At 53.6% G+C, this 24916-nt stretch carries 23 protein-coding genes; 12 read left to right on the plus strand and 11 right to left on the minus strand.

Annotation, left to right across the window (positions count from 1 at the left end; genetic code table 11):
- Positions 1 to 25 precede the first annotated feature (25 nt).
- A complete protein-coding gene (gene oxlT, locus OMR58_RS18350; RefSeq protein ID WP_264546619.1) occupies positions 26 to 1288 on the minus strand; it encodes an oxalate/formate MFS antiporter in 1263 nt (420 codons plus the stop codon).
- A 472-nt stretch (positions 1289 to 1760) separates the two neighbouring features.
- Between oxlT and OMR58_RS18355 the strand changes: the two genes are divergently transcribed.
- The gene (locus OMR58_RS18355) at positions 1761 to 2741 is read left to right on the plus strand and encodes a LacI family DNA-binding transcriptional regulator (RefSeq protein WP_200558758.1); all 981 of its coding nucleotides are present in this window, start codon (positions 1761 to 1763) and stop codon (positions 2739 to 2741) included.
- A 14-nt stretch (positions 2742 to 2755) separates the two neighbouring features.
- Complete coding sequence (locus OMR58_RS18360) at positions 2756 to 3526, plus strand: YdcF family protein (RefSeq protein ID WP_264546620.1); 771 nt, start codon at positions 2756 to 2758, stop codon at positions 3524 to 3526.
- Between the two features lie 98 nt (positions 3527 to 3624).
- On the opposite strand, the gene OMR58_RS18365 is transcribed toward OMR58_RS18360, so the two are convergent.
- Entirely contained in the window at positions 3625 to 4215 is a 591-nt protein-coding gene (locus OMR58_RS18365) for a flavin reductase family protein (RefSeq protein ID WP_264546621.1), read from the minus strand.
- Positions 4216 to 4420: 205 nt separating this feature from the next.
- Between OMR58_RS18365 and map the strand changes: the two genes are divergently transcribed.
- The 5 genes from map (at position 4421) to OMR58_RS18390 (ending at position 8273) form a co-directional block, all read left to right on the plus strand.
- The gene (gene map / locus OMR58_RS18370) at positions 4421 to 5209 is read left to right on the plus strand and encodes a type I methionyl aminopeptidase (RefSeq protein ID WP_200546363.1); all 789 of its coding nucleotides are present in this window, start codon (positions 4421 to 4423) and stop codon (positions 5207 to 5209) included.
- A gap of 133 nt (positions 5210 to 5342) precedes the next feature.
- Positions 5343 to 5735 carry a (R)-mandelonitrile lyase gene (locus tag OMR58_RS18375; protein WP_105595674.1) on the plus strand — a complete coding sequence of 131 codons (393 nt, stop codon included), beginning with the start codon at positions 5343 to 5345 and terminating at the stop codon, positions 5733 to 5735.
- A gap of 433 nt (positions 5736 to 6168) precedes the next feature.
- Positions 6169 to 6861: a hypothetical protein gene (locus OMR58_RS18380; RefSeq protein WP_264546622.1), complete on the plus strand. Its 693-nt coding sequence runs from the start codon at positions 6169 to 6171 to the stop codon at positions 6859 to 6861.
- A gap of 233 nt (positions 6862 to 7094) precedes the next feature.
- Positions 7095 to 7577: an Hcp family type VI secretion system effector gene (locus OMR58_RS18385; protein WP_200558750.1), complete on the plus strand. Its 483-nt coding sequence runs from the start codon at positions 7095 to 7097 to the stop codon at positions 7575 to 7577.
- 219 nt (positions 7578 to 7796) lie between these two features.
- Positions 7797 to 8273, plus strand: coding sequence for a hypothetical protein (locus OMR58_RS18390; protein ID WP_264546623.1), 477 nt, complete (start codon positions 7797 to 7799; stop codon positions 8271 to 8273).
- Positions 8274 to 8309: 36 nt separating this feature from the next.
- Here the strand turns inward: OMR58_RS18390 and OMR58_RS18395 are convergent, their stop codons facing one another.
- Positions 8310 to 8879 (minus strand): hypothetical protein, encoded by a 570-nt coding sequence (locus tag OMR58_RS18395; RefSeq protein ID WP_200558747.1) that lies wholly within the window; start codon positions 8877 to 8879, stop codon positions 8310 to 8312.
- Positions 8880 to 9042: 163 nt separating this feature from the next.
- On the opposite strand from OMR58_RS18395, the gene OMR58_RS18400 reads away from it, so the two are divergent.
- Positions 9043 to 9339 carry a SelT/SelW/SelH family protein gene (locus tag OMR58_RS18400; protein WP_105595663.1) on the plus strand — a complete coding sequence of 99 codons (297 nt, stop codon included), beginning with the start codon at positions 9043 to 9045 and terminating at the stop codon, positions 9337 to 9339.
- A gap of 127 nt (positions 9340 to 9466) precedes the next feature.
- On the opposite strand, the gene OMR58_RS18405 is transcribed toward OMR58_RS18400, so the two are convergent.
- The 3 genes from OMR58_RS18405 to OMR58_RS18415 all read right to left on the minus strand — a co-directional run bounded on the left by OMR58_RS18405 (position 9467) and on the right by OMR58_RS18415 (position 14155).
- Entirely contained in the window at positions 9467 to 10366 is a 900-nt protein-coding gene (locus OMR58_RS18405) for a tetratricopeptide repeat protein (RefSeq protein WP_264546624.1), read from the minus strand.
- 315 nt (positions 10367 to 10681) lie between these two features.
- Positions 10682 to 13081 carry a TonB-dependent receptor domain-containing protein gene (locus OMR58_RS18410; RefSeq protein ID WP_264546625.1) on the minus strand — a complete coding sequence of 800 codons (2400 nt, stop codon included), beginning with the start codon at positions 13079 to 13081 and terminating at the stop codon, positions 10682 to 10684.
- Positions 13082 to 13675: 594 nt separating this feature from the next.
- Positions 13676 to 14155 (minus strand): GNAT family N-acetyltransferase, encoded by a 480-nt coding sequence (locus OMR58_RS18415; protein ID WP_264546626.1) that lies wholly within the window; start codon positions 14153 to 14155, stop codon positions 13676 to 13678.
- Between the two features lie 82 nt (positions 14156 to 14237).
- Between OMR58_RS18415 and OMR58_RS18420 the strand changes: the two genes are divergently transcribed.
- Positions 14238 to 15173 carry a LysR family transcriptional regulator gene (locus tag OMR58_RS18420; protein ID WP_264546669.1) on the plus strand — a complete coding sequence of 312 codons (936 nt, stop codon included), beginning with the start codon at positions 14238 to 14240 and terminating at the stop codon, positions 15171 to 15173.
- On the opposite strand, the gene OMR58_RS18425 is transcribed toward OMR58_RS18420, so the two are convergent.
- Complete coding sequence (locus OMR58_RS18425; RefSeq protein WP_264546627.1) at positions 15161 to 16498, minus strand: LLM class flavin-dependent oxidoreductase; 1338 nt, start codon at positions 16496 to 16498, stop codon at positions 15161 to 15163. The two genes, OMR58_RS18420 and OMR58_RS18425, sit on opposite strands and share 13 nt — an antisense overlap.
- Before the next feature lie 127 nt (positions 16499 to 16625).
- Here OMR58_RS18425 and OMR58_RS18430 point away from each other — a divergent pair, with 127 nt between their 5' ends.
- Both OMR58_RS18430 and OMR58_RS18435 read left to right on the plus strand, forming a co-directional pair.
- Entirely contained in the window at positions 16626 to 17540 is a 915-nt protein-coding gene (locus OMR58_RS18430) for a bestrophin family protein (RefSeq protein ID WP_200546355.1), read from the plus strand.
- A 207-nt stretch (positions 17541 to 17747) separates the two neighbouring features.
- The gene (locus OMR58_RS18435) at positions 17748 to 18782 is read left to right on the plus strand and encodes a Gfo/Idh/MocA family protein (protein ID WP_264546628.1); all 1035 of its coding nucleotides are present in this window, start codon (positions 17748 to 17750) and stop codon (positions 18780 to 18782) included.
- 244 nt (positions 18783 to 19026) lie between these two features.
- Here OMR58_RS18435 and OMR58_RS18440 read toward each other — a convergent pair whose 3' ends face one another.
- Complete coding sequence (locus OMR58_RS18440; RefSeq protein WP_264546629.1) at positions 19027 to 20031, minus strand: Gfo/Idh/MocA family oxidoreductase; 1005 nt, start codon at positions 20029 to 20031, stop codon at positions 19027 to 19029.
- 110 nt (positions 20032 to 20141) lie between these two features.
- On the opposite strand from OMR58_RS18440, the gene OMR58_RS18445 reads away from it, so the two are divergent.
- Positions 20142 to 21161, plus strand: a complete 1020-nt coding sequence (locus OMR58_RS18445; RefSeq protein ID WP_264546630.1) for a LacI family DNA-binding transcriptional regulator — start codon at positions 20142 to 20144, stop codon at positions 21159 to 21161.
- A 34-nt stretch (positions 21162 to 21195) separates the two neighbouring features.
- Here OMR58_RS18445 and OMR58_RS18450 read toward each other — a convergent pair whose 3' ends face one another.
- The 3 genes from OMR58_RS18450 to OMR58_RS18460 form a co-directional block, all read right to left on the minus strand.
- A complete protein-coding gene (locus tag OMR58_RS18450) occupies positions 21196 to 21573 on the minus strand; it encodes a hypothetical protein (RefSeq protein WP_200558731.1) in 378 nt (125 codons plus the stop codon).
- Positions 21574 to 21935: 362 nt separating this feature from the next.
- Positions 21936 to 23135 (minus strand): enoyl-ACP reductase FabV, encoded by a 1200-nt coding sequence (gene fabV / locus OMR58_RS18455; protein WP_200558728.1) that lies wholly within the window; start codon positions 23133 to 23135, stop codon positions 21936 to 21938.
- Between the two features lie 113 nt (positions 23136 to 23248).
- Positions 23249 to 24589, minus strand: a complete 1341-nt coding sequence (locus OMR58_RS18460; RefSeq protein WP_264546631.1) for a D-serine ammonia-lyase — start codon at positions 24587 to 24589, stop codon at positions 23249 to 23251.
- Positions 24590 to 24916: the final 327 nt, after the last annotated feature.

Genomic DNA, 24916 nt, shown 5'->3' on the forward strand with positions numbered 1-24916 from the left:
CTTACCCGTTAATCAATGCGTGAGATTATTTCTGCGCGCGCATAAAGCGGGCGCGCCATGGTTTGAGAACCCACAACGCCAGACCGGCGGTGATAAAGTCGAAGGTAATTGCGCAGCCAAATACCAGATGCCAGTTATGGGTATGCTGGTACATCAGCGCCGCCAGCGGGCCGCCAAAAATTGAGCCGATGCCCTGCGAAATATACAGCCAGCCGTAGTTCGCTGAGGCGTTTTCACTGCCGAAGGTGTCGGTCAGCGTGGACGGGAACAGCGAGAAGATCTCACCCCAGCCGAAGAACACCACGCCGGAAAGCAGCACGAACAGCAGCGGATCTTCGCGGCAGGCCAGCCACAGCGTCATCGCCACGCCTTCCAGCGCGAAGGCAATAAACATGGTGTTTTCGCGACCGTAGCGGTCGGAGATAAAGCCAAACAGCGGGCGGGTCAGGCCGTTAGTGAAGCGGTCGATAGTCAGCGCCAGCGGCAGCGCGGCCATACCGAAGATCACCGCTTTGCTGATGCCGAAGTCCTCGGCGAAAATCGCCATCTGCGAGGTCACCATCAGCCCTGAAGTCGACATCATGGTCATCATCAGAAACATCAGCCAGAACAGCGGCTGGCGCAGCATCTCCCCGGATTTAAACTGGCGCTGGCCCGACACCGGCGACGGCGTGGTGCCGACCGGCATCATCGCGCTGGTTTCAGGCAGCCTCAGCCCCTGGCTGGCGAGGAAACCGACGGCGGCGAAGATCAGGCCAAACATCGTCATCGTCTGTTCCAGCCCGTAGCTACCGAGAGAAATGGAGATCGGGAAGGTGGTAAAAATCGCCCCCATGCCGTAACCCGCCGCCACGGTGCCGGCGGCAAAACCGCGCTGCTGTGGGAACCATTTCATCACCAGCCCCACCACGCCGATGTAAACAATACCGGTGCCCAGCCCGCCGAGGCAGCCATACACCAGATACAGTGAAGTCAGGCTGTCCACCCGGGCGGCGATCACCCAGCTGAAACCGGCCATCAGCGTACCAATGGAGATCAGCAGACGCGGACCAAAGCGTTCGACCAGGCGGCCCTGGAACGGTGAGAAAAAGGTTTGCAGGATAATCAGCAGCGAAAACGTGACCTGTAGTTCAGCCAGCCCGACGCCGAGTTTGGCAATCATCGGCTTGGTCAGCAGTGTCCAGACGTACTGCGGGCTGGAAATCGCCGCCATGCAAAGTAACCCAAGCAGGAGCTGTACCCATTTACTGTGTTTCGCTATTACCACCGGTTCGCTTATCGAGGTCATTGATATATCTCCAAAATTACGCTCTGTTATCCCGCCGTGGTCAGGCCACTTTTCTTACGGGCGCTTATTTGTTTCGCACACTTCCCAATCGATACCTGTTAATGCCAAATCCCTGCTGTCTTCATCTGGATACACCGCTGTGTATACAGAGCGATAAAGCAGGAAGCGTGCCATATTTAAAAAACGTTAATAATCAACGAAGAGGGTGTTTGCGAAGAAAATAAATGTGATGCAGTGCAAAAATTTGGTGCGCAATGATGGTGCGGCATAAATCTTTCCCGCCTGAGAATGAATGCGTGCAATGTAGAAATGAGGCTGGATTAAGGCGTGCACCGTCGCTAAACCGTGAGGTGATTATTTCCGTTGTTCAAACAGATTCTCCATCCGGCACCCAGGGTGATGCCGCCCCGGCACAGCCTGCTGAAACTGTGTTAATCTGTGCAGAATAACGATCAGCGTGGACAGTGATGGGATGTCGATTCAGAAAATTGCGCGCCTTGCCGGTGTATCCGTAGCCACCGTTTCCCGCGTGTTAAATAACCAGGGTACGGTCAAACCGCAGAATCGCGAGCGCGTACTTAGCGCAATCAAAGAGAGTAATTACCAGCCCAACCTGCTCGCCCGCCAGCTGCGCACCGCGCGCAGCAATATGCTGCTGGTGATGGTGTCCAATATCAGCAACCCGTTTTGTGCCGACGTGGTAAAAGGCATTGAGGCCGAAGCGGAAAGCAACGGCTATCGTATCCTGCTGTGCAACTCCGGTTCCGACGTTAAACGTTCGCAGTCCAGCCTGCAGCTGCTCTCCGGCAAGATGGTTGACGGCGTCATTACTATGGATGCCATCTCCGCCCTGCCGCAGCTCAGCACGCTGATTGCCGATGCACCCTGGGTGCAGTGTGCGGAGTATGATGAAGACTCGTCGGTATCCAGCGTTGGCATTGACGATTATCAGGCATCGCGCCATGTGGTCGGCCAGTTTATTGCGGGCGGCCGCCGGAACGTGGGGATGATCAACCACGATTTAACCTACAAATATGCCCGCCAGCGCGAACAGGGCTATCGCGATATGCTGCACGAGCATCAGCTCGACGGCTTCCCGGTGGAATACGCCGCGGAATTGAGCTTTAACGCCGGAAAAGCAGCGATGCAGAACCTGCTGGCACAGCCGGTCAGGCCCGATGCGGTATTCGCCATTTCCGATACGCTGGCCGCCGGGGCGATTCGCGCCATTGACGAGGCCGGGCTGCGCATCCCGCAGGATATTGCCGTGATTGGTTTTGACGGCACCGAACTGGGCGAGATGACCTCCCCGCAGCTTTCCACCATCGAGCAGCCCTCACATCAGATTGGCCGCCAGGCCGTCACACTGCTGCTGAATAAGATTAACGACCCGTCCGGGCCACCGGAAAGATCGCGGCTGGCGTGGCGTTTTGTTAAGCGGCTTTCAAGTTAATCGGGGAAGTACCAATGCAAACAGATAACCGCACTCACAGCGATATCAACCTTATCAGCGAGTGGCTTTCGTGGGATGAACTGCCGATGGCGGGCCACGTTGATGCCGATCTGATCGTGCTGGCCGGGCATGCCGTAGTACCGGCGATCCTGGGCGTGTTACAGCTGGCGGCCTCAACCGGCATTCCGCTCCTGTTTACCGGCGGCGTGGGGCACTCTACGGTTTTACTGAAGCAGGCGCTGGCTGAAAACGCGTTAACCCGCAACGCCACCTTCGACCAGCAGGGCGAAGCAGATATTTTTTTCGCCCTGGCCACCGACTTCTTCGCTATTCCCCCTTCGCAGCTTTACGTTGAGAACCGCTCAGCAAACTGCGGGCAGAACGCGGATTTTACCCGCGATATGATTGCCGACCTGGGGCTGAAAGCGGATAAAATCATCCTGTCGCAGGACCCACTGATGCAGCGCCGCACGCGGGAAACGTTCGAATTTAGCTGGCAACAGCGAGCAATGAAGGCCGGGTTTATTAACTGGCCGGTCTTTGTCCCTCGCCTCGTCTCTGTTGCCGATAGCACGTTAATTACCGGCGCGCAAAGCGCGGGGATTTGGGATGTCGAACGCTTTATTTCAATGGCGCTGGGCGAAATGCGTCGGCTAAATAATGATGCCAGCGGCTACGGGCCGAAAGGGGCCGGGTTTATCGGCCATGTAGCTATCCCGCAGGACGTCGCCGCGGCGTGGCAACGTATTACGCAAACGACGCTGGGCGAACTGAGCAGAGCCTGAATCACGAACTTATCGCTGCGGCCAGCTGGGCACATCGTTCTTGAAACGGGAGTGCTGAACCACTGAACGGCACTCCCTGTTTTCGAACCGCCTGCCAATTAATTCCCTTCGCTGCCGTCCAGCACGTTCAGCGACTCACCCGTCGCGTAAAACTGCCCGCCCGCGACATAGTGCAGGCTGCGCAGCGCCGGGTCGGCACGATCGAAATGCCAGTGCCCTTCGCTGAACACCCGGCTGTCGGCCCATGCACCGACCACTTCGCCGATAAACAGATCGTGGGCCTGTTGGTTATGCGGTTCGTTAATCAACCGGCAGGCCAGCCACGCCGAGCAACCCGCGACAAACGGCAAATCGAAACCGTCAAACGAGAACAGCTCAACACCGCAGTTCGCCAGCTTATCAGGTTCGGTAAACAGACTGCGGGTGCCCACCGCGTGAGTCAGCGTTATCTGCGCCACGGTAGGAACCTGGATGACGAAGCTTTCACTTCCCTCGACCAGCTGCCGTGTTTTAGCAATCTTATCCAGTACCACCAGGATCTTGGCCGGTGAGAAATCCAGACCGGTGGCCCAGGCAGCGGCCATCACATCCTGTACGCCATCGTGACGGGCTGAAACCAGCACCGTCGGGCCATGGTTAATCAGGCGGTAGGCTTTTTCCAGCGCTACAGGGGCAATAAATTCGTTCATAAATTTTCTCGATGAGCGTGATGTGACGAGGTAGAAACCAGAATAAACCATCCGGTAGCCGCCTGTCGTGCTGACGTATTCGGTGCAGCACGGCTGGATAAACAGAAACCGTTGCCGATTGAAACGAGATTCATTACGTCAGTGATTGTTTCATCGCTGATCGGAAACTAGAATAACTATCAGATACTTAACTTCAGGAACCGTTATGCGAAATATTAAAATTCACTCGGCCGAGGGAATTGAGAAGGCGCGGATCGCCGGAAACCTTGCGGCAAAAGTGCTGGCGATGATCGGTGAGCACGTTAAACCCGGTATCACTACCGAGCAAATCGATGATATTTGCCATGATTACATTGTGAATACGCTCAAATGCATCCCGGCCAATATCGGCTATCACGGCTACACCAAAACCACCTGCACCTCGGTGAATCATGTGGTGTGTCACGGTATTCCGAACTCGAAAAAAGCGCTGCGCGATGGCGATATCGTCAATATTGACGTGGCGCTGATCTGCGACGGCTGGTACGGCGACACCAGCCGCATGTACTACGTTGGCACCCCGTCAATTCGCGCTAAACGTCTGGTGGAAGTCACCTATCAGTCAATGGTGGCCGGAATCAGGACCGTGCGCCCCGGCAGCACCCTTGGCGACATTGGCGCGGCAATCCAGAAAGTCGCCGAAGGTGCGGGTTTCAGTGTGGTGCGCGAATACTGCGGCCACGGCATCGGTCAGATTTATCATGATGACCCGCAGATCCTCCACTACGGTATTGCGGGCCAGGGGCCGGAGCTGAAGGCCGGCATGATTTTTACCATCGAACCGATGATTAATGCCGGTAAAGCGGCGGTCAGCGTGCTGGCCGATGAGTGGACGGTCGTAACGAAAGACCGCTCGCTGTCGGCGCAGTGGGAGCACACCGTGGCGGTCACCGAAACCGGGTTTGATTTGCTGACGCCATGGCCAGACGGTACAGGCGAGTACGAAGCGATTTAACACCGCTATTAATGAGATTTACTCATAACTGCTATGTGGGCTCCCGCCTCAATCTCTGCGGCTAAATGGCCTATTATTGTCGGGTATCCGTTAACGGATGCCCGATTTTCATTTGAGCAGAGGAATCGCCATGATTGATATCATTAAAAACGGTAGCAAAGCCCCCGCAGCCGGGCCCGCCGACTATTTCACCGGTTCAGTCACCATTAATGCCCCTTTCCAGGCGACCGAACCTGCGCGCGTAGGCGGTGCGACCGTGTCGTTTAGCGCCGGTGCGCGCACCGCATGGCATACCCATCCACTTGGCCAGACGCTGATCGTCACCGCCGGTCAGGGTTGGGTGCAGGAGTGGGATAAGGAAGTTCAGGCGATCGCCAGCGGTGATATCGTCTGGATACGACCCGGCGTTAAGCACTGGCACGGCGCATCGGCAGGCAGCGCAATGACCCATATCGCCATTGCCGAAGCCGAAAACGGTAAAGTGGTGGACTGGCTGGAGCACGTCAGCGACGAGCAGTATCCCTGAGTTATACACAGCGCCTGGATTCGGGCGCCATTCTGGATCCTGAATGCCATCGCATCTGGCTGGCATACCTTACTGACGGATGCAGCGCATTAATTGTCCATAGCCTCCCCCCTTCTTTCGCCTATTCGTGTTTATTTCGCAACAGGCGGATACTGAAGAATAAGGTGCCTCAGATAACGCAACAAATTTCCATCTAGCCAGCCGGCCGTTTACTGGAATTATCAGAACGACAGAAAGGATTTAAAAGTAGTGTTCCTTCACGGGAAAAATATATAGATAAACGGCAACTACCATTTACTGTAATGACTGAGCAAGCTTAGCTATATTTATTGCCAATTGCAGCAGAGTCAGTTATTATTGCAGCGTAAGTGTTATGACAGTGATTCCATTGGAATGGATGATAGTTAATAAAACTAACTGATAGGGAGCAATGATGAACGGCAACGATAAAATTATTAGTTATTTACAGGCTAACAAAATTCTTTCTTTGAAACTCGACAATGCACTCACCGCCTTAAAGACAGAAGTGTCAAATCAAATTAACACGACAGGTGCGGGATTGCAGCGAGCATTACATTACACGTCCTGTTTCACTGATGAATATCAAGATGTTTGTCAGCAGCAGAAAACAGAGGATATCCGTTTTACCAAAGGAATATACCATCTCTTGCAGAATGGCAATATTGTTTGTACTCTGTTGGAAATATATTTTCAGGATATTTTTAAAAATAAAACATCCGATCAGCTCGAAAATATTAAAAAAATGCTTATAGCTGTGAATGTCCACATCGCGGCCAGCTCCCTGACAAAAGCAGGTTTTGCTTTAGCGGTTGCATCATCTGTCGCTATTGGCATGAATCTTAGTCTTGATATGAGTGCGTTAGCAGGAGCACGGACGACAAAGGCTTTTGTAGGATTCAGCCTGTATGGTATCGTACAGAAAGCCGCAGATAGCGCTCAGCGCCTGTGTTTTACTTACCCTTCTTACTACTCTGCACTATACGCTCAAGAACTGGAAATGATGTATTTCCTGATTGAACCTTTGTTTGAACGCGCTAACGCAACTGAAGCACAATGGGCAACGGATAGTAATATTGCAGATATCATCACTCGTATGATTCGGTAACCATGATGAATTTTCTCAAAAGAATTATCAGGCGAATATCAGCATCTTTTATTTCTTATTGTGGCCCTGCATTGTTAACACTGTTGTTTGCAATCATCTTTTTTCAACTTTTCCCTGATGGACCATTATGGCCAATTCCGGTATTTTTCTTTTTCATGATATTTTTCTTATGACAATCATAAGAAATATTATGAAATGACTAATCTTATACAAAAATACAATAAGGAAATGACATGTCGACTCCCGCACATTTATGGCTTGATGATGAAAATGGATCTCCGATTGTTGGCAGTTGTCTAATGCCACTGCGTCTGGGCTCTATCGAGTTAAAATCATTTTCCCACGGCGTCACTATTCCTGTAGATCCAAACTGGGGAAAACTTACTGGAACGCGCATCCATCGCCCGATCACCATAGTAAAAGAATTCGATCAGACTACGCCTCTTTTGTATCGCGCGGTATGTGAGGGAAGGACTATGAAGAAAGCGACAATCAAGATGTATCGCATTCTTGAATCGGGTATTGAGGCCGAGTATTTCAATATCATCCTTGAAAACGTAAAATTCACAACCGTTGCCCCCTACCTTGCCCCTAACGGGATGAGTAGCACTCATCTTGAGACCCTCGAATTACGCTATGAAGCGATTACATGGAAGTATACTGATGGCAATATTATTTATCGTGATTCATGGAATTACCGTTGTTGTGGGGGGTGATGCTAATGATTATCTCGTAATCAGAGATATCTTATTTTTGACTCCGCTGTCTGCTGCCAGAATATCGAAAATGTATTCTTTTGTTCTGGAAGTTAATAACGGCGACTAACCAAATTTTGTCGTTGTTATTCACCCCATGATTACGATAACAGCGGAATAGTTATGATAAAAAAAACCTTACTGGCTGGAATGTTACTCACCACATTAACCGGATGTTCTGTGGCGACGTATAGCCACAAACTGCAGGACGTTGAATCCGGCGATCGCGTGGGAATAAGTTTTGATAACAGAAATCTCGACTATATGCGCGTATATCCAAATACCGCCGAGTGCATTAATCTTGACTCCCCAGATAATGGCTATACGAATAATGCGATTGGCTTCCAGACGAAGTTGAGTAACAAGCTGCTTGGTTTCCCGGAGATCCCGGAAACGCCAGTGATGCGGCGCGAGTTCTGGGTCAGCGCCAAAGGTAATATCGCTATCCGTATGATTGCCGATAACGGCAGTTTCCATACAGTTTCCTTTAAGCCCAATCTGACTTCTTATTACTACGTGACCGGATCGTATAAAACCGGCGAGGTATTTGTTTATGAAGTCTATAAGACCGAAAAAGGATACTACGATAAAAAACCGGTTACCGATTTACAGCTAAAAAACTGCGACGACGGTAGCTTCAGATTCCAGAAGTTTTAACCCTTGCCAGCGCCGCCGGTTTTAACAAGTGAGCATTTAACCGGTGAGCTTTTCACCGGTGAATTTCCCGGCGTACCAGGCATCCAGTACCTGCAGCAGATTCTCCGCCTGTTCAGTGGTAAAACCAAAGTAGCGCCCTCTGCCTTCAATATTCAGCATCAGCATCGGTATATCTTCCCGCGAGTGGATATAGTCGAAAACGTAAACCACATCGCTGTGTTCAAACAGGTAACCTACAGCATTTCCCGCCTTGCGTTTGACGGTCACTCGCTTGCCGCCTGCGCTGTTCGCCTTCGACCAGATGATAAAATCGCGGATGGGCTGCGTCTCTCTGGCATAGTCGTCGCGAATAAAACCAAAATAGCTGGCATCGTCAGACGGGCTGAAGTATTCGGCAAGGGCAATGCGGTCGTTATCATCCGAAATTTTTACGTCAAATGAATAGGTATCTGCACAGGCGTTAAATTTAGTTTTAAATTCACAGGCACCCAGGCCTTCCGCACGGTATATCTCATAATATCGACCGGTAGCATATTTATGAAACGTTGAGCAGGAGGCCAATGCCAGACAGGACATTAATAACAGTGATTGATTAATTTTTTTCATTTTTCTTTCCATGAACATTTTTTTTGATGTTAGCCAAAATTCTATTCAATCCATTTAAGAGCTGTCTGAAATAACAATCAGCAGGACAAAACCCAGGCTTCGGGATAAAATTACGCCGGTAACCACTTCACCTTATTTCTTACCGACTGGAAGGCCCGCAACCATGAGCACCCTGCCCGCTGTTAAAATTCAATACTGTTCCCAGTGCAACTGGATGCTGCGCGCCAGCTGGATGGCCCAGGAGCTGCTTCACACCTTCAGCACCGATTTGGCCTCCGTCACTCTGGTGCCGGGCACCGGTGGGATTTATGAGATTACCGTCAACGATGAGGTGATCTGGAACCGTAAAACCGATAATGGCTTCCCGGATGCCGCCGAGATTAAGCGTCGGCTGCGGGCTATCTGCTTCCCGGAACGCGATCTCGGCCATATCGATCAGCACGCCAAACCTGCGGAATAATACGTCGCTGAGGCATCACGGCCGGGTAGATAAATACCCGGCTTTTACGGACGACCCTGCGTCATAATTACTGCCACTGCCACTGCCACTGCCACTGCCACTGCCACTGCCACTGCCACTGTTAATTCTACTGCTGTGCTATCCCCTCACAATCATCCCCGTAAAGGTCGTCGGAGCGGCACAGCTGGGTTTTAATCGCTTGAATTCGCTGTGGATTAGGCTTAATGCCATATCCCCCTTCGCGATACATCGTAAATAAACTTTGAATGTAAGTCATAGCGCGGGAATCAGGGCTGTTTCCCTCAGAGTAAACATCCAGCAGTTCCGTTCCTTTTTTATAATCTTTCGCCCAGGACTCCCCGCCCTGATAATAGAGATCGCCGAGTTCATAGCAGGAGAGTTTGAATTTCAAATCGCAGGATTTTTGCAGTAATGCCAGCGCCTTTTTGCCATCAACCGCAACACCACTCCCTGCCAGATACATCGAAGCCAGGTAATATTCACCGTTGCCGGGGTTAGCGGTGTTATCCGCTGCCGCATAGCGTTCGAAATACTTTCGCGCCAGAGCATAGTCTTCCGGTGCGCCATTACCGCGCTTATACATAAGCCCGAGAGAGAGCACCGCTTCCATATCGCCTTCTTCGGCCCGCTGCTGATAAACGTCCAGCATGGTTTGCGGCCGACGACTGGCGTTGAGCGTCTGTTCCACTTCAGTAAAAAGCTGCTTATCTTCCGTTGAAGGATAGGTCTTGCTCTTGAGGTAATAGGCAATAATGCCCAATTGATCCATCGCCTCATGACTTCCCTGCTTCGCGGCTTTGCTTAGCCAGTACGCTGAATGCTGCATATCATGGTCGTTTAAATACCGATTCCCCAGCGCAAGTTGATATTTCAATACACCGGATTCTGCCTGTTGAAAAATATAGCGCTGCTTATTGTCTGCTTTGATTTTGTAGGTGAGCACTGAGGCGGCGGAAATAATAATAACGGCAGAAATAGCGAGGGTGATTTTTGATCGGGGCTTCATTTTTCAGTCCTTATTGACAGAGACTGATGATGAATTGACTCTGAAGGTAAGCGTCTCCGTGAAAAATGAAAAACTACCCTCCGGATTCCGCCTTGTACAGGATTTTTAAAAAATTAAGATTATCCGCACGGTCAAAGCCTGTCGATAAAAGATAGAAATAAGAACGTTCTTAATATAAGAACAAATCAAGTTCAGGTGAAACTATCAGTAATAAATCTTATTACGACACGCAATTAACTATTTCTATTTTTTCCCCACAAAAAGAAACCCCGCGTGTAAACGCGGGGTTGAGTATTAATGCGGTACTAACAACGATTAGAAATCGACGTTTACACCCAGCTGGAAGCTGCGGCCCGGCATAACGGCCAGTGCATTGTCGTAGCCATCCTGCGCGGTGCTTTCCGTCAGCTCACGGCTGCTGAGATAATCCCAGTATTTACGATCGGTCAGGTTATATACGCCGCCGCTCAGCTTCACGTTTTTGCTCACGCGCAGCCATGCGGTCATATCCACCATACCGTAGCCCGGCACGCGCATATATTCTGCGGTGGAATCGGTGATTGGCGTACCCACGTTGGTGTAACTTTCGCGGTTGGTGGCTTCAGCCTGCTTGCCCTTAACAAAGGTGGCGGTCACTGCGGCACCGTAACGCTGGGCCGGATCGTCCCACGCCACGCCAACAATCGCTTTCATTGGTGCAACGCTTTCAAGATCGATGTACTTGTCGCCGTTGTAGCTCGACTTCGACTGACCTTTGCTGTATGCCACGCCAAGGTTAGCGCTCAGGCCGTTAACCTCTTCAAACCAGGTACCAAAGTTAACTTTGGTGCTGATCTCACCGCCCCAGATATAAGCCTTATCGCGGTTTTCAGCCTGATAGGTGGTGTAGATATTAGACGGTACGTTAACGAACTTGTCCGGGTTCGCCGCACGACGGTAGCGGGAATAGGCAATAAAGTTCTTATAGCTGTTGTAGTACAGCGAGGTGTTCAGCGTTACGCCTTCAACCGCTTCACCCTTCACGCCCCACTCGAAGTTGTTGCTGGTTTCCGTATCCAGATCGGTATTGCCAATCAATGCATATTGCTGCGGACCGGCATAGCTTGAACCCAGGTTCCACGAACCGTACAGCTGGCTGGCGTTCGGGAACTGCGCGCCGCGCTTGTACTGGATATAGGTCATCAGGGTTGGCGTCAGATCGTAGTTGAAGCTGATTGACGGCAGCACCTGAGTATCTTTATTAGTTTTACCGTACAGCGTTTCCACCGACGCGCCGTTCAGCGCGGTGCTGTTGGCGGTCAGATTATCCAGATTCTGCGGTTTGGTTTCCTGATGGGCCACGCGTACGCCTGGCACCACCGAGAAGTTGTGGCCACTGAGATCGAACTGGATATCGTCCTGCACGAAGCCACCCAGTACCGTGGTGCGGCTGTCGCCCTGCGGCTTCATCACCACGCTGAACGGACCCGGTGCCGGAGACTGGCTGAACGGGCGTTCTGCATCGCTGATGCGACCGTTCAGACCGGCGCTCAGGTTATGACGGCCCAGAGTTTTCGCCAGCTGCGTTTCCAGCCCCCAGGTTTTCACATTGTAGTCGGAGTACACGCGCTGCATGTTGCCGGTCATTTCATCCGGCATCAGCGTGTTGTCATGGGCTTCGGTCTTCTGCCAGTACGCTTTGGTGGTCAGGCTGTCAACCCACTGGCTCGACGGCGTCCACTCATCCTTCACCGAAGCACCCCAGCGGCGGGTATTACTCTGCTGGTTGGCCGGGCCGAGGATCGCAGAACCGCTGCTGTTCCAACTGTCGTAGTTGGTGTGTTTAACCTTGCTGTAGAAATCCAGCACGCCGGTAAATTTGTGCTCGTCGTTTGGCTGCCAGATGCCCGAGGTTAACAGCGCGTCGGAGTGCCAGTTAGCCGGGTAGGCATCATGCACGCCGCTGTTATTGCGGGTCTGCTGACCGTCGCGGCGGCTGTAGGCAATCAGGCCGCGCATGGTCTGATCGCCTGCGGCAGCGGTAATGCCGTTGTGCCAGCTGCGGCTGGAAGAATCGTAGTCGCTCTGATAGCCGAAATAGGTATCTTTACCCGGCTGCAGATAATCATCTGCAGATTTCGGCTGGAAGGAGACGGAGCCGCCCATGGCGTTGTTGGCGTAGGAGGTTTCGGTGGCACCGGCAACGATATCGATCTGCCCGTAGACATAAGGATCGATGTAGTCGCGGCCAATCCCGAAGGTGTTCACGCCCGCACGGCTGGCGTAACTGCGGCCGGTCGCATCCGGCTGTGGAATGCCGTCAACGTCCAGCGCCACGCGGTTGCTTTCCAGGCCGCGAATGTTGTAGCCGGTGTAGCCGCCGCGGTCGAAGCCGCTTTTACCGTCGGAAGAGCCGCCGCTGGAACCGGTGGCGCTAATCGCCAGCTGGTTGCGCATCACCGATCCGAAATCGTTGCTGCCGCGCTTTTGCAGCTCGTCAGCGGTGATGGTGGTTTTAGTCCCGGCGACTTTTTTGATCTCCGGGGCGGTCACGGTCATTACCGGTTCGTTGTTTTTAACCGGTTTGACCAGATTCTGTTTCTGGCTGGTGTTAGCGCTGGTCGCCACGTCGTTTTGCGCAGAAGGCGCTTCTGCGGCGTTAACGGCAGCGGTAAAAAACGTTCCCATGACGAGAGACGTCTGCAGCAATCCCCTGCGGGATGAAAATTTGAGCATGTCAAATACCCTGATCTATTTTATTGGTATTTGCCCGGCATCGGCTTCCTGTACAAACGGGTGTGTAACGAATCTAAAAGGGTATTGCAGGTGAATCTTTATATTTTGCGACATCATATATAAATGATAACCATTATCAATCTCAAATTAATAATTATTTACAATTTGTCGCGGAACTTTTTCGCTCAAAAAACGTTGCGTTGTCATTGAAGTGTGCAATGGAGCAGAAGCGCCAGCCCGTCATTACCAGGCAACCAATTGATAATAAGAATAAAAAAGGAATGAGTGATAATTAACTTAAATATGAGGCCGGGTTCGATACGCGATTACAGAATGGCTTCACCGCAGGGTGATGAAGATAGCGTCGGGAGGATGCAAAGCGGCGTTAAGTGACGGAAAAACAGCGAAACTTGCTGAATTATTGAAGCTTCTCACTCTGCGGGTACGTTAAGTCGATTGAATCTGCGGAGAATCGATACGATTGAGCCAGAGAGCGGGCTGGCTTTCTGGCGGGGCTGTTAAGCTGAGTGACTGGTTGCCGGCTGGCTTAATAAGGTTGAGGCCGCGAACCAGCCAGTCAGGAATAACGGGCGATCAGGAGGCGGCGAAGTCCGTCAGCACCGCGCCTTCCATGCGGTAGCGCACCCACTCGTCCTGCGGTGCTGCACCGATGCTTTTATAGAAATCGATGGCGGGCTGATTCCAGTCCAGCACGCTCCACTCCAGACGACCGCAGCCCCGTTCTACCGCCAGTTTGGCAATGTGGCGCAGCAGCTGCTTCCCGGCCTTTTGTCCGCGAAAACACGGTGAAACGTACAGATCTTCCAGGTAAATACCGTTTTTCCCCAGCCAGGTAGAGTAGCTGGTGAAGAACACCGCATAGCCCGCCGGGACGCCATCGATCTCACAAATCAGCCCTTCCGATTTACTGTCATCAGCAAACAGCGTCTGCTCAATATCCTGCTGTGTGGCAATCACTTCATGCAGCGCTTTTTCGTATTCGGCCAGTTCGGCGATCATCGCGAGGATCAGTGCGGCATCGCTGCGTTCAGCGCGGCGGATAACAAGTTTCATGGATATTCCCGTCTTACATTGAGTTGATGGCGGGCAGAATACCCGCTAATCTCGGATGAATGAAGTGCATTGTTATCAGTATATAGTGAATTTTATGCATCCAAATTTACGTAACCTCGACCTCAATCTGCTGCTGGTATTTGACGCGGTCTGGCGACACCAGTCGGTCGCTCGCGCGGCGGAGGAGCTGGCGTTGAGTAATTCGGCGCTGAGCCATGCGCTAAGCCGCCTCCGCCGCCATCTTGGCGATGAGCTGTTTTACCGGGTGGGCCACGAAATGCAGCCCACCCTTTTTGCCACCGCGCTGGCGGAATCGGTAAATAACAGCCTGTCGCAGCTTAACCAGAGCGTGCAGAAACGCCCCCGCTTCGATCCGGCAACCAGCCAGCACGAATTCACCTTTGCGGTCACCGACTTCACCACCTTCAGTCTGTTCCCCGCGCTGATGGCGAAAGTCCAGCAGCTCGCACCGTGGATTCGCTTTCAGTTGATTCACAGCGAACAGAAAGTGGCGCTGCACGAACTGATGGCCGGGCGGGTGGACTTCGCATTAGGATTCAGCGAGACCCACGATCGCCGGCTGCCGGACATTGACGAAATGGACTGGATGGAAGATGAATACGTGGTGATCGCCTCGCCGCGTTTTTTCCCTGCGGATCGGCCTGTTGACCTGGCGCAGTATATTGCCGCCCGGCATCTGGTGGTCACTCCGTGGAATGAGGAAACGGGGTATATCGATAGCGAGCTGGCGCTGCTGGGGCTGGAACGACATATTGCTCTGCGGATGCCGTCGGTACTCGGCGCACCGTTTATCATCGCGCAAAGCCCGTTGCTGATGACCATTCCGCGCTATGCCGCCGAGCGTTTGCAGCACAGCGTGGAGTACGCAATCCATCCGCTGCCGTTTGCCATTCCGCGCTACACGGTCAAAATTTACAGCTGGCAGAAAAACAGCCAGCGCGATGCCTGCCGCTGGCTGCTTGAACTGCTACGCGGGTTAAAAAATCAGCCTGCGTGAGTCAGCTGCTGTTCAGCGCTTCCCGCATAACGGTTTTCGCGCACCGGCAAATCCAGCCGCTCGCGCAGCGTGGTGCGATCGTCCTGCTGCCAGTAGCCGCGTTCGGCCAGAATTGGCAGCACATAACGAGTCACGTCTTCCAGCGCCTCGTTCAGTACCGGACCACAGATGATGAAACCGCTGGCTCCGCCCTGCTCCACCCAGCGAATAAAGGTGTCCGCCACCTGCTCCGGCGTACCAAAGAATTCCCCCTTCGGCAGTGTGGTGCGATAGGCCACTTCGCGCACCGTCAGCTGTTCCTCTTTCGCCAGCCGCTTGATCTGATCGGTGGTTGAACGGAAGGTATTTTCTCCCAGCGTGCCCAGTTCCGGGAACGGACCGTCAGGATCGTACTGGCTGAAGTCATGATGATCGAAGAAGCGCCCCAGATAGCTGAGGGCATCGTCCAGCGACAGCAGCGACAGCAGATAGCGGTATTTTTCTTCCGCTTCGGCTTCCGTTTTGCCGACAATCGGCGTGATGCCGGGGAAAATTCCCGGGGTCGGTTTCTGCTGAGCACGAGCTTCAGCGTCCAGCTTGTGCGCATAGCTTTCCGCTTCTTCCAGAGTGCGGGCGTTAGTAAACACCGCATCAGCGGTTTTGGCCGCCAGAGCAATACCGGTATCGGAGGCACCGGCCTGGAAAATGACCGGCTGTCCCTGCGGCGAACGCTGAATGTTCAGCGGCCCGGCCACCGAGAAGTATTCGCCTTTATGATTCAACGCGTGCAGTTTTGAGGCATCAAAGAACACGCCGCTCTGCTTGTCACGAATAAAAGCGTCATCCTCCCACGAGTCCCACAGCCCCTGCACCACCTGTAAATACTCTTCGGCAATGCGATAGCGCTCTGAATGCTGCGGATGTGCGCGGCCAAAGTTGCGCCCCGATCCTTCCAGCGGCGAGGTCACCACGTTCCAGCCCGCTCGACCGCCGCTGAGCAGATCGAGCGATGCTACCTGCCGTGCAACGGTGAAGGGATCGCTGTACGAAGTGGAAATGGTCCCGGCCAGGCCGATCCGGTGCGTGACCGAGGCCAGCGAGGAGAGCAGCGCAATCGGTTCGAAGCGGTTAAGGAAGTGCGGCAGCGACTTCTCATTAATGTGCAAACCGTCGGCAACGAATAAAAAATCCAGTCCGGCGTCTTCTGCTTGATGCGCCAGCTGGTGATACCAGTTAACATTGACGCTGGCGTCAGCAGGTACGTTATGGTGCCGCCAGGCATTCATATGACCACCTGCTCCCTGTAACATCAGGCCGAGTTTAATCCGGCGTGCAATCTGGCTCATAAGCTAACTCCGTGGTAATCCGTGGTAATAAGATATGCCTTCAGATTTCCATAAAATTGCCGCAGATTTAAATATCAATATTGGCTTTGCATTGCCGCTTTGTGTCTAACTCACTGGAAATATTGCCATGATCGTTCGTCCCCATCAGCACTGGTTCCGCCGTCTGTTTTCCTGGCGCGGCGCGGTGCTGTCCAAAATTATGTTTCGCCTTGGCCTGAATCTGCTGATGTCGATTATTGCGGTAATCAGCCTGCAATGGTACGAAACGCTGGGCGTGCATCTGACCACCGCGCCGTTCAGCCTGCTGGGTGTGGCGATTGCGATCTTCCTCGGTTTTCGCAACAGCGCCAGCTATGCCCGATTCGTTGAGGCACGTACGCTGTGGGGAACGCTATTGATTACCAGCCGCTCGCTGCTGCGTCAGGCTAAAGGCGCGCTGCGTCGCGATCCGGCGGCGGTGGCCGAATTTACCGCCCTGCTGCTGGCCTTTAGCTGGGCGCTGAAACATCAGCTGCGCGGCACGGACAGCAGTGACGATATCCGGCGTCTGCTCCCTGCCGATTGGCAAAATGAGGTGCTCAACAGCCCGTTTCGCGCTAACCGGCTGCTGCTCGCCCTCGGCGAGTGGCTGGCGCAGCAGCGCGATCGCGGTGCGATCTCCGACCTGCTATATAACGGCATTGACCATAATCTGAATACCCTGTCGCAGGTGCTGGGCGGCTGCGAACGTATCAGCAACACGCCGATCCCGTTTGCCTACAGCCTGATACTTCAGCGCACGGTGTATCTGTTCTGTACCCTGCTGCCCTTTGCGCTGGTCACCGACCTGCACTATATGACGCCGGTAGTGTCGATGTTTATCTCCTACACCTTCCTGTCGCTGGAATCGCTGGCGGAAGAGCTGGAAGACCCGTTTGGCGTCGATTCCAACGATCTGCCGTTGAATGCCATTTGTAATACCATCGAACGCACCCTGCGCGATATGAACAATGAAGCGCTACCGCCACCGCTTAAACCTGATGACCGATTCAATCTGATTTGAATTCAACCGTTCATTTCCCATCCCGAAACAGCGCGCAATGCGCTGTTTTTGCTTAAAGATTATTAATCGCGGCTTGCCTCAGCAAATTGATGGATTTCCATCATAAAAGCGGTTTCCCCCGTAAAATCCGCTGACTATAGTGAAATAGCGCCGCCCGGCGGCCACTCAATCTGCTTGATGCCCTACACATAATAATCAGGAGCTGCCATGTTTCCGTCTTCATTACCCAAGGCCCGTACGCTCGATCCCCACGCCGTTCCCTCGCTGCGCTGGGGCATTATCGGCCCGGGCTGGATTGCCGAACGCTTTGCCCGCGCGCTGAAAGAGTTCACCTCGCAGCAGCTGGTGGCGATAGCCTCCCGTTCGCAGGACAGGGCCAGCGCCTTCGCCAGCAAAATGGGCATTCCGCAGGCTTTTGGCAGTGCCGCCGAGCTGCTGGCCTCACCGGATATTGATGCGGTGTACATCGCTACACCGCATAACCATCACTACCCCGACGGACTACAGGCGCTGAACGCTGGTAAGCACGTATTGATTGAAAAACCGCTGGCGCTCAACGCGCAGCAGGCGCGTGGCCTGGCCGAATTGGCAAAAGCTAAAGGTTTGCTGTGTATGGAAGCGATGTGGTGCGACTTCCTGCCAAAATACGACATTATCACCCAGCTGCTGGAGGATGGTGTGCTGGGGGATTTGCATACCCTGCTTGCCGACCACGGTGAATTTTTCACCCCCGATCACCGTATCTTCAACGCAGATTTAGCGGGCGGGCCGATGATGGATCTCGGCAGCTATCTGATCGGCTTCAGCGTGAAAGTCGCCGGTGCGCCGGTGTCCATCCACGCCACCGGGCAGCAGGTGCCGGGCGGTGTGAACGGTCAGACCTCAATGCTGCTGACCCACAACAACGGCATGCACTCTGTGCTGAATACCACCCTGTTCAGTAATACGCCGTGCGCGGCGGTGATTGCCGGACGTGATGCCACGCTGGAGATCGGCGGCGCATCCTTCTACGCGCCGGGGCCGTTTACCCTCACCTCAAGTCAGGGGGGAAAAGTACTGCACTTCGATGAGCCGCGTAATCGCTACGACCAGCTGTTCCATGAAGCCGTTCACTTCGCCTGGTGCGTGGGACAGGGTAAAACTGAGTCGCCGGTTCGCCCGCTCTCTGCGTCTATTGATACGCTGGCGGCAATGGATGAAGTGCGTCGGCAGATTGGTCAGGTGTTTAACGAAGAGAAGTAGTTTCAGCATCTGACAGCCATCAAAAAAAAGCCGCCTTCGTTTCTGGCGGCTTTTTCAATTCCGGTAATGGCCGATTCACTGCGTAAGGGTATTTTTTGATGACATGCCCTTTGCAGCGATCGTCATTAGCATATAGCAAAGGAGTGACTCTTTGTTCGATCTGCTACGCGTGAGAAAAATGGTCTGTACGATGAAAGCAAGAGGATGAAACCGACCGCCCGCGGCGATCGGCTGCGGCCATATTTTACAGCTGCTCCACCTTGCAGAAGGTTCCGGTTTCCAGCGATTTAACCGCCGCTTCGGCAATCGCCTGCGCCTGTAGCCCGTCGTGCAGACCCGGCACCGATACTGCCTCGCCGTTCAGCGAGCGGACAAATGCATCCAGATGCAGATAATAGGTTTCTTTCACGCGGTTGAACCAGTCGGCATACAGCGGTGGTCGGTTGATACCGGAGGTGCTGTAAAGCGTTGCACCCTGCGGACTTTGTGCCGCGGAGTCGGACATCCCCTGCGAACCCAGTACGGTAATGCGCTCGTCATAGCCGTAACCGGTGCGACGGGTATTATCCAGCTGTGCCAGTGCGCCGCTGCGCATTTTCATCATCAGCACCGAGGTGTCAACATCGCCGAAACTGGCAATTTCCGGCATCGCCAGCGCCGATCCCATGGCTCCGATGGTTTCAACTTCATCTTCGGTCAGCCAGCGCAGCAGATCGAAGAAATGAATGGCCTGATCGCGCATCTGGCCGCCGGAGGTTTGCAGATAGCTCAGCGGCGGCAGCTCAGACGCACGGCAGACCATCTGGATCAGCTCCGCTTTCCCAATCAGCCCCTGCTGCAAATGCTGTTTCAGCTGGTTGTGGCTGGGATCGAAGCGGCGGTTGAAGCCGACCGTCACCGGGACCGGATGGCGTGCGACTTCTTCCACAACCCGGCGGGCTTTATCCAGCGACAGGTCAATAGGTTTTTCACAGTACACCGCCTTCCCGGCTGCCGCCGATGCGGCCAGGAACTCCGCGTGTGATGGCGTTGACGTCGCAATCAGGATGGTATCGATGGCATCACTGTTAATCGCCTCCGTTACGCTGCCCACGCGCGCACCGTCGCGGCTGGCAATGTCATCGGCGCGGCTGCGATCCTGATCGGCCACCATGACCAGTTCAATATCCGGGTGGGCCGCCAGGTTTTTAGCATGAACCTGGCCGATAAATCCGGTGCCCAGCAGAGCAAACTTACGTTTTTGTACCATTTTGCGACGCCTTTATAGGTTAAACATCAGTGTTCGATTGCCAGGATAGCGCCAGTGAATATACTGGCTGAATCGACTTTTTGATGGAAATCCATCATGCGGAGGAATAAGTGACAAAGATCACGCTGGAGGAGCTGGCAAAGCAGATTGGCGTGGGCGTTGCTACTGTCGATCGGGTACTTAACGAGCGCGGCGGAGTTTCCCCGGCCACGACGCGCCGGGTTCTGCAGGCGGCACGAGAAGCGGGTTTGAAGCGTATTTTGCCGGACGCACACCGCCAGCCGTGGCAGATCGCCCTGCTGCTGAGCAGCAGCGATGCCTTTTTCTTCAGCCAGCTGAGCCAGGACTTTAGCAATCTTGCCGGTCAGCTCGGCTACGGTCAGGTAACGTTGCACCGCACGCTGATCGCCGAAGATAACCCCGAACTGCTGGCGGCGCAGATCGTCAAGGCCAGCGAGCAGCGCGACGGCATTATTGTTTTTGCCCACGCGCATCCGGCGATCTATGCCGCACTTGAGCACTGTTACCAGCGCAACGTCCCGGTGATCACGCTGGCGACCGACCTGCCAGGGGCGAAGCGTTTGTGCCACGTCGGGATTAATCAGCTACAGGCCGGGCGCACCGCCGGGCTGCTGATTGGAAAAATGATCGCCGGACCGGGTGAGGTGATTATCATCAGCGGGCGGATGGATTACCTGGCGCACCGGCAGCGGGTGGAGGGATTCAGCGCAGTACTGGCCAGTCAGTTTCCGCATCTGCGGGTGCATAAAGCGCTGGCGGCACTGGACGACCGCCAGCAGGTCAGCCGCTTGCTGGAGCAGCAGCTGTACGAGAGCAAAACGATTCACGGGGTTTACAATACCGGTTTGGGAAATCGCGAAATTGGCGAGGCGCTGGCGCGCTATCGGCTGCTAAATAAAACGGTCTTTATCACCCATGAACTGTATCCCACCACACGCTCGCTGCTGGCGCAGGATGCGCTGGCACTGGCGCTCGATCAAAACACGCGGGAGATGGCGCAGCGCTCAATGACGCTGATGCTGAAATATCTGGAGCAGCAAAACGAACCGCACGAGTACGCCGACGGCAAAATTGAATTTGTGCTTTATACGCGGGAGAACAGCCAGTAAGCAGTGCGGCAGCATGATGCTGCCGCGTCGACTATCAGGCTTCTTTAACAATCTGGCGAGTCAGTTCGCTGCGGATATCGAAGCAAAGATTGCGCAGATTGAACTGATATTTTGGTAAGGCGATATCGTCAATGTCGCTGCCAATTTTGCCACGAATTTCCATATATTTGCTCAACTGGCCGTTGATGCGGTCGAAACGCTGACGGTACTGCTGATAAACCGAGACGTTATAGGACTGGAGTGCGTCCAGCTCATCACGGCACTGCCCAACGCGCGCATCGAATGCGCTCAGGGTTGGTTTTTCAACAACCGGCTGTGGTGGCGGAGGCGGTGGGGCAATTCGAGGCTGCGGATGAACAGCACAACCCGTGACTAAAAAAGCCATCATCAGCGCCGGAACTAATTTATTCATATCATCACCAGATTGCATTCCTGCTAGCGCAGGAGAAAGAGGTAACAGTGCAAAATCCGTCCGTTGCACACAGTTAAAGCCCCGTAACAGGCTTAGTTTTACTTTGCGAGTTTTCATCTGTAAGGAAGCGCAGTGATAATAGCAAAAAATGTCGCAAATTATCTACTTACACCACCTTAAAGCTCGTGGATTTTTAATAAATTCTGATACGCACTATCTTTGATTGCTAATACGCTGGCTGGCGATACTTTTATATGGGGCAAAAAAAACCGCCATCGGCTACCGATGGCGGTTGATCACGCTGAATGAAGCAGCGCGCTTAAAAACTCAGTCGCTGCTCCGTTCATTCATCCGGGCAGGAATTACATCTGCACCAGATTGTTGATTTTCACGTCCGGATTAACGTCAGCCGCGTAGTCAACGCCTTCCAGACCGAAGCCGAACAGGTGCATAAACTCAGCTTTATAGCCGGCGAAATCGGTCAGCTCGTTCAGGTTCTCGTCGGTCACAACGGACCACAGGCGCGTCACTTCTTCCTGTACTTCCGGCTGCAGCTCTTTGTAGTCAGCGCGCAGACGACCGGTTTCATCCAGAATTGGTGATGCATTGTACAGGCTGTCTTTGAACAGACCGTAAACCTGCTCGATACAGCCTTCGTGGGTGCCTTTCTCTTTCATCACTTTAAACAGCAGTGACAGATACAGCGGCATTACCGGGATCGCGGAGCTGGCCTGAGTGACAACCGCTTTCAGCACGGAAACGCGCGCGTCGCCGTTGCCGTGAGCAGCCAGGGTGTCGCGAATGGTCAGAACGCGCTTGTCCAGGTCCTTTTTCGCTTCGCCGATAGAACCGTTCCAGTAGATATCGTGGGTGATTTTCTCGCCCAGGTAGGTGAAGGCCGTTGTTTTTGCGCCTTCAGCCAGCACGCCGGCTTCCAGCAGTGCGTCGATCCACATCTGCCAGTCTTCGCCGCCCATCACCGCGACGGTGCCTTCGATCTCTTCCTGTGAAGCCGGTTCCAGCGCCACATCATTGATGGTTTCTTTATCGGTATTCAGACCACGGGTGACCAGTGATTTACCGATTGGCTTCAGCGTGGAGTTGAACACTTCACCGGTTTTTGGATGGGTACGGCGCGGCGCGGCCAAGCTGTACACCACCAGATCAACCTGACCGAGGTCCTGTTTGATCAGTTCAATTGTTTTCTGCTTAACGGCATCAGAATAAGCGTCGCCGTTGATGCTTTTCGCATACAGACCTTTAGCAGTAGCGAACTCTTCGAATGCTGCGGAGTTATACCAGCCGGCGGTGGCTGGTTTGCTCTCTTCGCCCGGGCGTTCAAAGAACACGCCCAGCGTGTCGGCACCGCAGCCGAATGCAGCGGAAATACGCGCTGCGAGGCCGTAACCCGTTGAGGCGCCGATGACCAGAACTTTTTTCGGGCCGGAAGCGATCTCGCCCTGAGCAGTAACGTACTCGATCTGTTTTTCTACGTTAGCTTTACAACCCGCCGGGTGGGCAGTAACACAGATGAAGCCACGAATGCGTGGTTTAATAATCATGTCGACCTCAATTTAGGAAACTTTTTCGGCGCTAGAATACCGTTTCTTCCGTTCCAGGCAAAGCACGGATGCACGCTTATCGCCCGACCGACTACTCTGAAGACGATGATTGTTTACTCTTTAAGCGCTAATGCGGCCGCCACACGGTACTTCGCCATCTCATCCGGCGGCACCATGCCACCACCTGTCGCCCACACCAGATGCGTTGCGCCCGCCAGCGCCCGCGCGGAAATCCCCTGTTTTTCCAGTTGCTCACTCTGCGCCGTCAGCCGCCACGGGCCAGCCATACCGGCCAGCGCCGACGGTTCCAGCGCCAGCTGCTGATGCCGCTCGGTCAGGCCCAGCAGTGCATACATCTCTTCGTCAGTCAGTGTATAAAAGGCGCTGAGTAACCGTTCCATCGCCCGACCAACAAAGCCGGAAGCGCGCCCCACGGCCAGCCCGTCTGCCGCCGTAACGTTATCAATGCCCAGGTCCTGCACTGAAATGTCATCATGCAAACCGGTATGTACGCCAAGCAGCATGCACGGTGAATGAGTTGGCTCTGCAAAAATGCAGTGGACGCTGTCACCAAAGGCCAGCTTGAGGCCAAACGCCACCCCACCCGGGCCACCACCGACGCCGCACGGCAGATAGACAAACAGCGGATGTTCCGCATCTACAACGATCTGCTGCTCGGCCAGCTGCTGTTTAAGCCGATCGCCCGCAACCGCGTAGCCAATGAAGAGATTGTGCGAATTTTCATCGTCAATAAAGAAACAGCGCTCGTCCAAAGCGGCCTGTCGCCGCCCTTCCGCCACCGCAACGCCGTAATCCTGCTCGTACTCCACCACGGTCACGCCGTGGCTGCGCAGTTTTTGCTTTTTCCAGGCGCGGGCGTCGGCGGACATATGTACCGTAACGTCAAATCCCAGTGCGGCGCTGATAATACCAATCGACAGACCGAGATTACCGGTGGAACCTACCGCGATACGGTGCTGGCCAAAGAACTGGCGAAATTCAGGCTCTGCCAGGCGAACGTAGTCAGCCTGCGGTGTGAGCAATCCAGCCTCAATTGCCAGCTTTTCGGCATGCGCCAGCACTTCATAAATACCGCCACGCGCCTTAATTGACCCGGAAACCGGCAGATGGCTGTCTTTTTTTAGCCACAGAGCGCCCGTCAACTGCTGGCCATAACGCGCATCTAACACCGCTTGCAGCTCGGGCAGTGGACAGATCGGCGATTCGATAATGCCGCCGCTGGCCTGAGTTTCCGGAAAAGCGATGGCCAGCCAGGGAGCAAAACGTTCAAGCCTTGCGGCCGCATCGGCTACCTGTTCAGCACTCAGCCCTACGTGAGGATAACCTTCCTGCATGCTGGTGTAGCGAGGGTTGAACCAGGTGACGGGTTGTAGTGCGCATAACTCATTTAACAGTGGAAAGCTCTGCTTCAGGCTTTCAGCGTCCGTTAACATAGTTTCTTCTCCTGAATCTGGGCGGCATGATGTTTATTCAATGTGATTCAACACTCACGGCGGGCATCAACACCAAAGTATGATCGCATTCAAATTTCTGAAAAATATAATAAAAATGGCAATATGCAGTTTACCTGCATAACTATCAGCTGAAAACCGCCGGTTAAGCAACTCTGCCCGAATGCCGAGGGTAACTATGCAGTTTCAGGTGGTTTTTTTGCACCAAAACGGAGCAATTTACAATTATTTAATAAGTTTGAAACTTTTTTTTGGTGTTAAATTGATGGCAGCTCAGTGAGATGTCCTGAGCAATCCACGGTAATTAGT

Source organism: Erwinia sp. INIA01 (genome assembly GCF_025947915.1).
Lineage (GTDB): Bacteria > Pseudomonadota > Gammaproteobacteria > Enterobacterales > Enterobacteriaceae > Erwinia > Erwinia coffeiphila.

Excerpts from the sequence above, each read along its gene's own strand:
- oxlT (WP_264546619.1), bottom strand. The coding sequence starts at position 1,288 with ATGACCTCGATAAGCGAACCGGTGGTAATAGCGAAACACAGTAAATGG.
- OMR58_RS18355 (WP_200558758.1), top strand. The coding sequence starts at position 1,761 with ATGTCGATTCAGAAAATTGCGCGCCTTGCCGGTGTATCCGTAGCCACC.
- OMR58_RS18360 (WP_264546620.1), top strand. The coding sequence starts at position 2,756 with ATGCAAACAGATAACCGCACTCACAGCGATATCAACCTTATCAGCGAG.
- OMR58_RS18365 (WP_264546621.1), bottom strand. The coding sequence starts at position 4,215 with ATGAACGAATTTATTGCCCCTGTAGCGCTGGAAAAAGCCTACCGCCTG.
- map (WP_200546363.1), top strand. The coding sequence starts at position 4,421 with ATGCGAAATATTAAAATTCACTCGGCCGAGGGAATTGAGAAGGCGCGG.
- OMR58_RS18380 (WP_264546622.1), top strand. The coding sequence starts at position 6,169 with ATGAACGGCAACGATAAAATTATTAGTTATTTACAGGCTAACAAAATT.
- OMR58_RS18385 (WP_200558750.1), top strand. The coding sequence starts at position 7,095 with ATGTCGACTCCCGCACATTTATGGCTTGATGATGAAAATGGATCTCCG.
- OMR58_RS18395 (WP_200558747.1), bottom strand. The coding sequence starts at position 8,879 with ATGAAAAAAATTAATCAATCACTGTTATTAATGTCCTGTCTGGCATTG.
- OMR58_RS18400 (WP_105595663.1), top strand. The coding sequence starts at position 9,043 with ATGAGCACCCTGCCCGCTGTTAAAATTCAATACTGTTCCCAGTGCAAC.
- OMR58_RS18405 (WP_264546624.1), bottom strand. The coding sequence starts at position 10,366 with ATGAAGCCCCGATCAAAAATCACCCTCGCTATTTCTGCCGTTATTATT.
- OMR58_RS18410 (WP_264546625.1), bottom strand. The coding sequence starts at position 13,081 with ATGCTCAAATTTTCATCCCGCAGGGGATTGCTGCAGACGTCTCTCGTC.
- OMR58_RS18415 (WP_264546626.1), bottom strand. The coding sequence starts at position 14,155 with ATGAAACTTGTTATCCGCCGCGCTGAACGCAGCGATGCCGCACTGATC.
- OMR58_RS18425 (WP_264546627.1), bottom strand. The coding sequence starts at position 16,498 with ATGAGCCAGATTGCACGCCGGATTAAACTCGGCCTGATGTTACAGGGA.
- OMR58_RS18430 (WP_200546355.1), top strand. The coding sequence starts at position 16,626 with ATGATCGTTCGTCCCCATCAGCACTGGTTCCGCCGTCTGTTTTCCTGG.
- OMR58_RS18435 (WP_264546628.1), top strand. The coding sequence starts at position 17,748 with ATGTTTCCGTCTTCATTACCCAAGGCCCGTACGCTCGATCCCCACGCC.
- OMR58_RS18440 (WP_264546629.1), bottom strand. The coding sequence starts at position 20,031 with ATGGTACAAAAACGTAAGTTTGCTCTGCTGGGCACCGGATTTATCGGC.
- OMR58_RS18450 (WP_200558731.1), bottom strand. The coding sequence starts at position 21,573 with ATGAATAAATTAGTTCCGGCGCTGATGATGGCTTTTTTAGTCACGGGT.
- fabV (WP_200558728.1), bottom strand. The coding sequence starts at position 23,135 with ATGATTATTAAACCACGCATTCGTGGCTTCATCTGTGTTACTGCCCAC.
- OMR58_RS18460 (WP_264546631.1), bottom strand. The coding sequence starts at position 24,589 with ATGTTAACGGACGCTGAAAGCCTGAAGCAGAGCTTTCCACTGTTAAAT.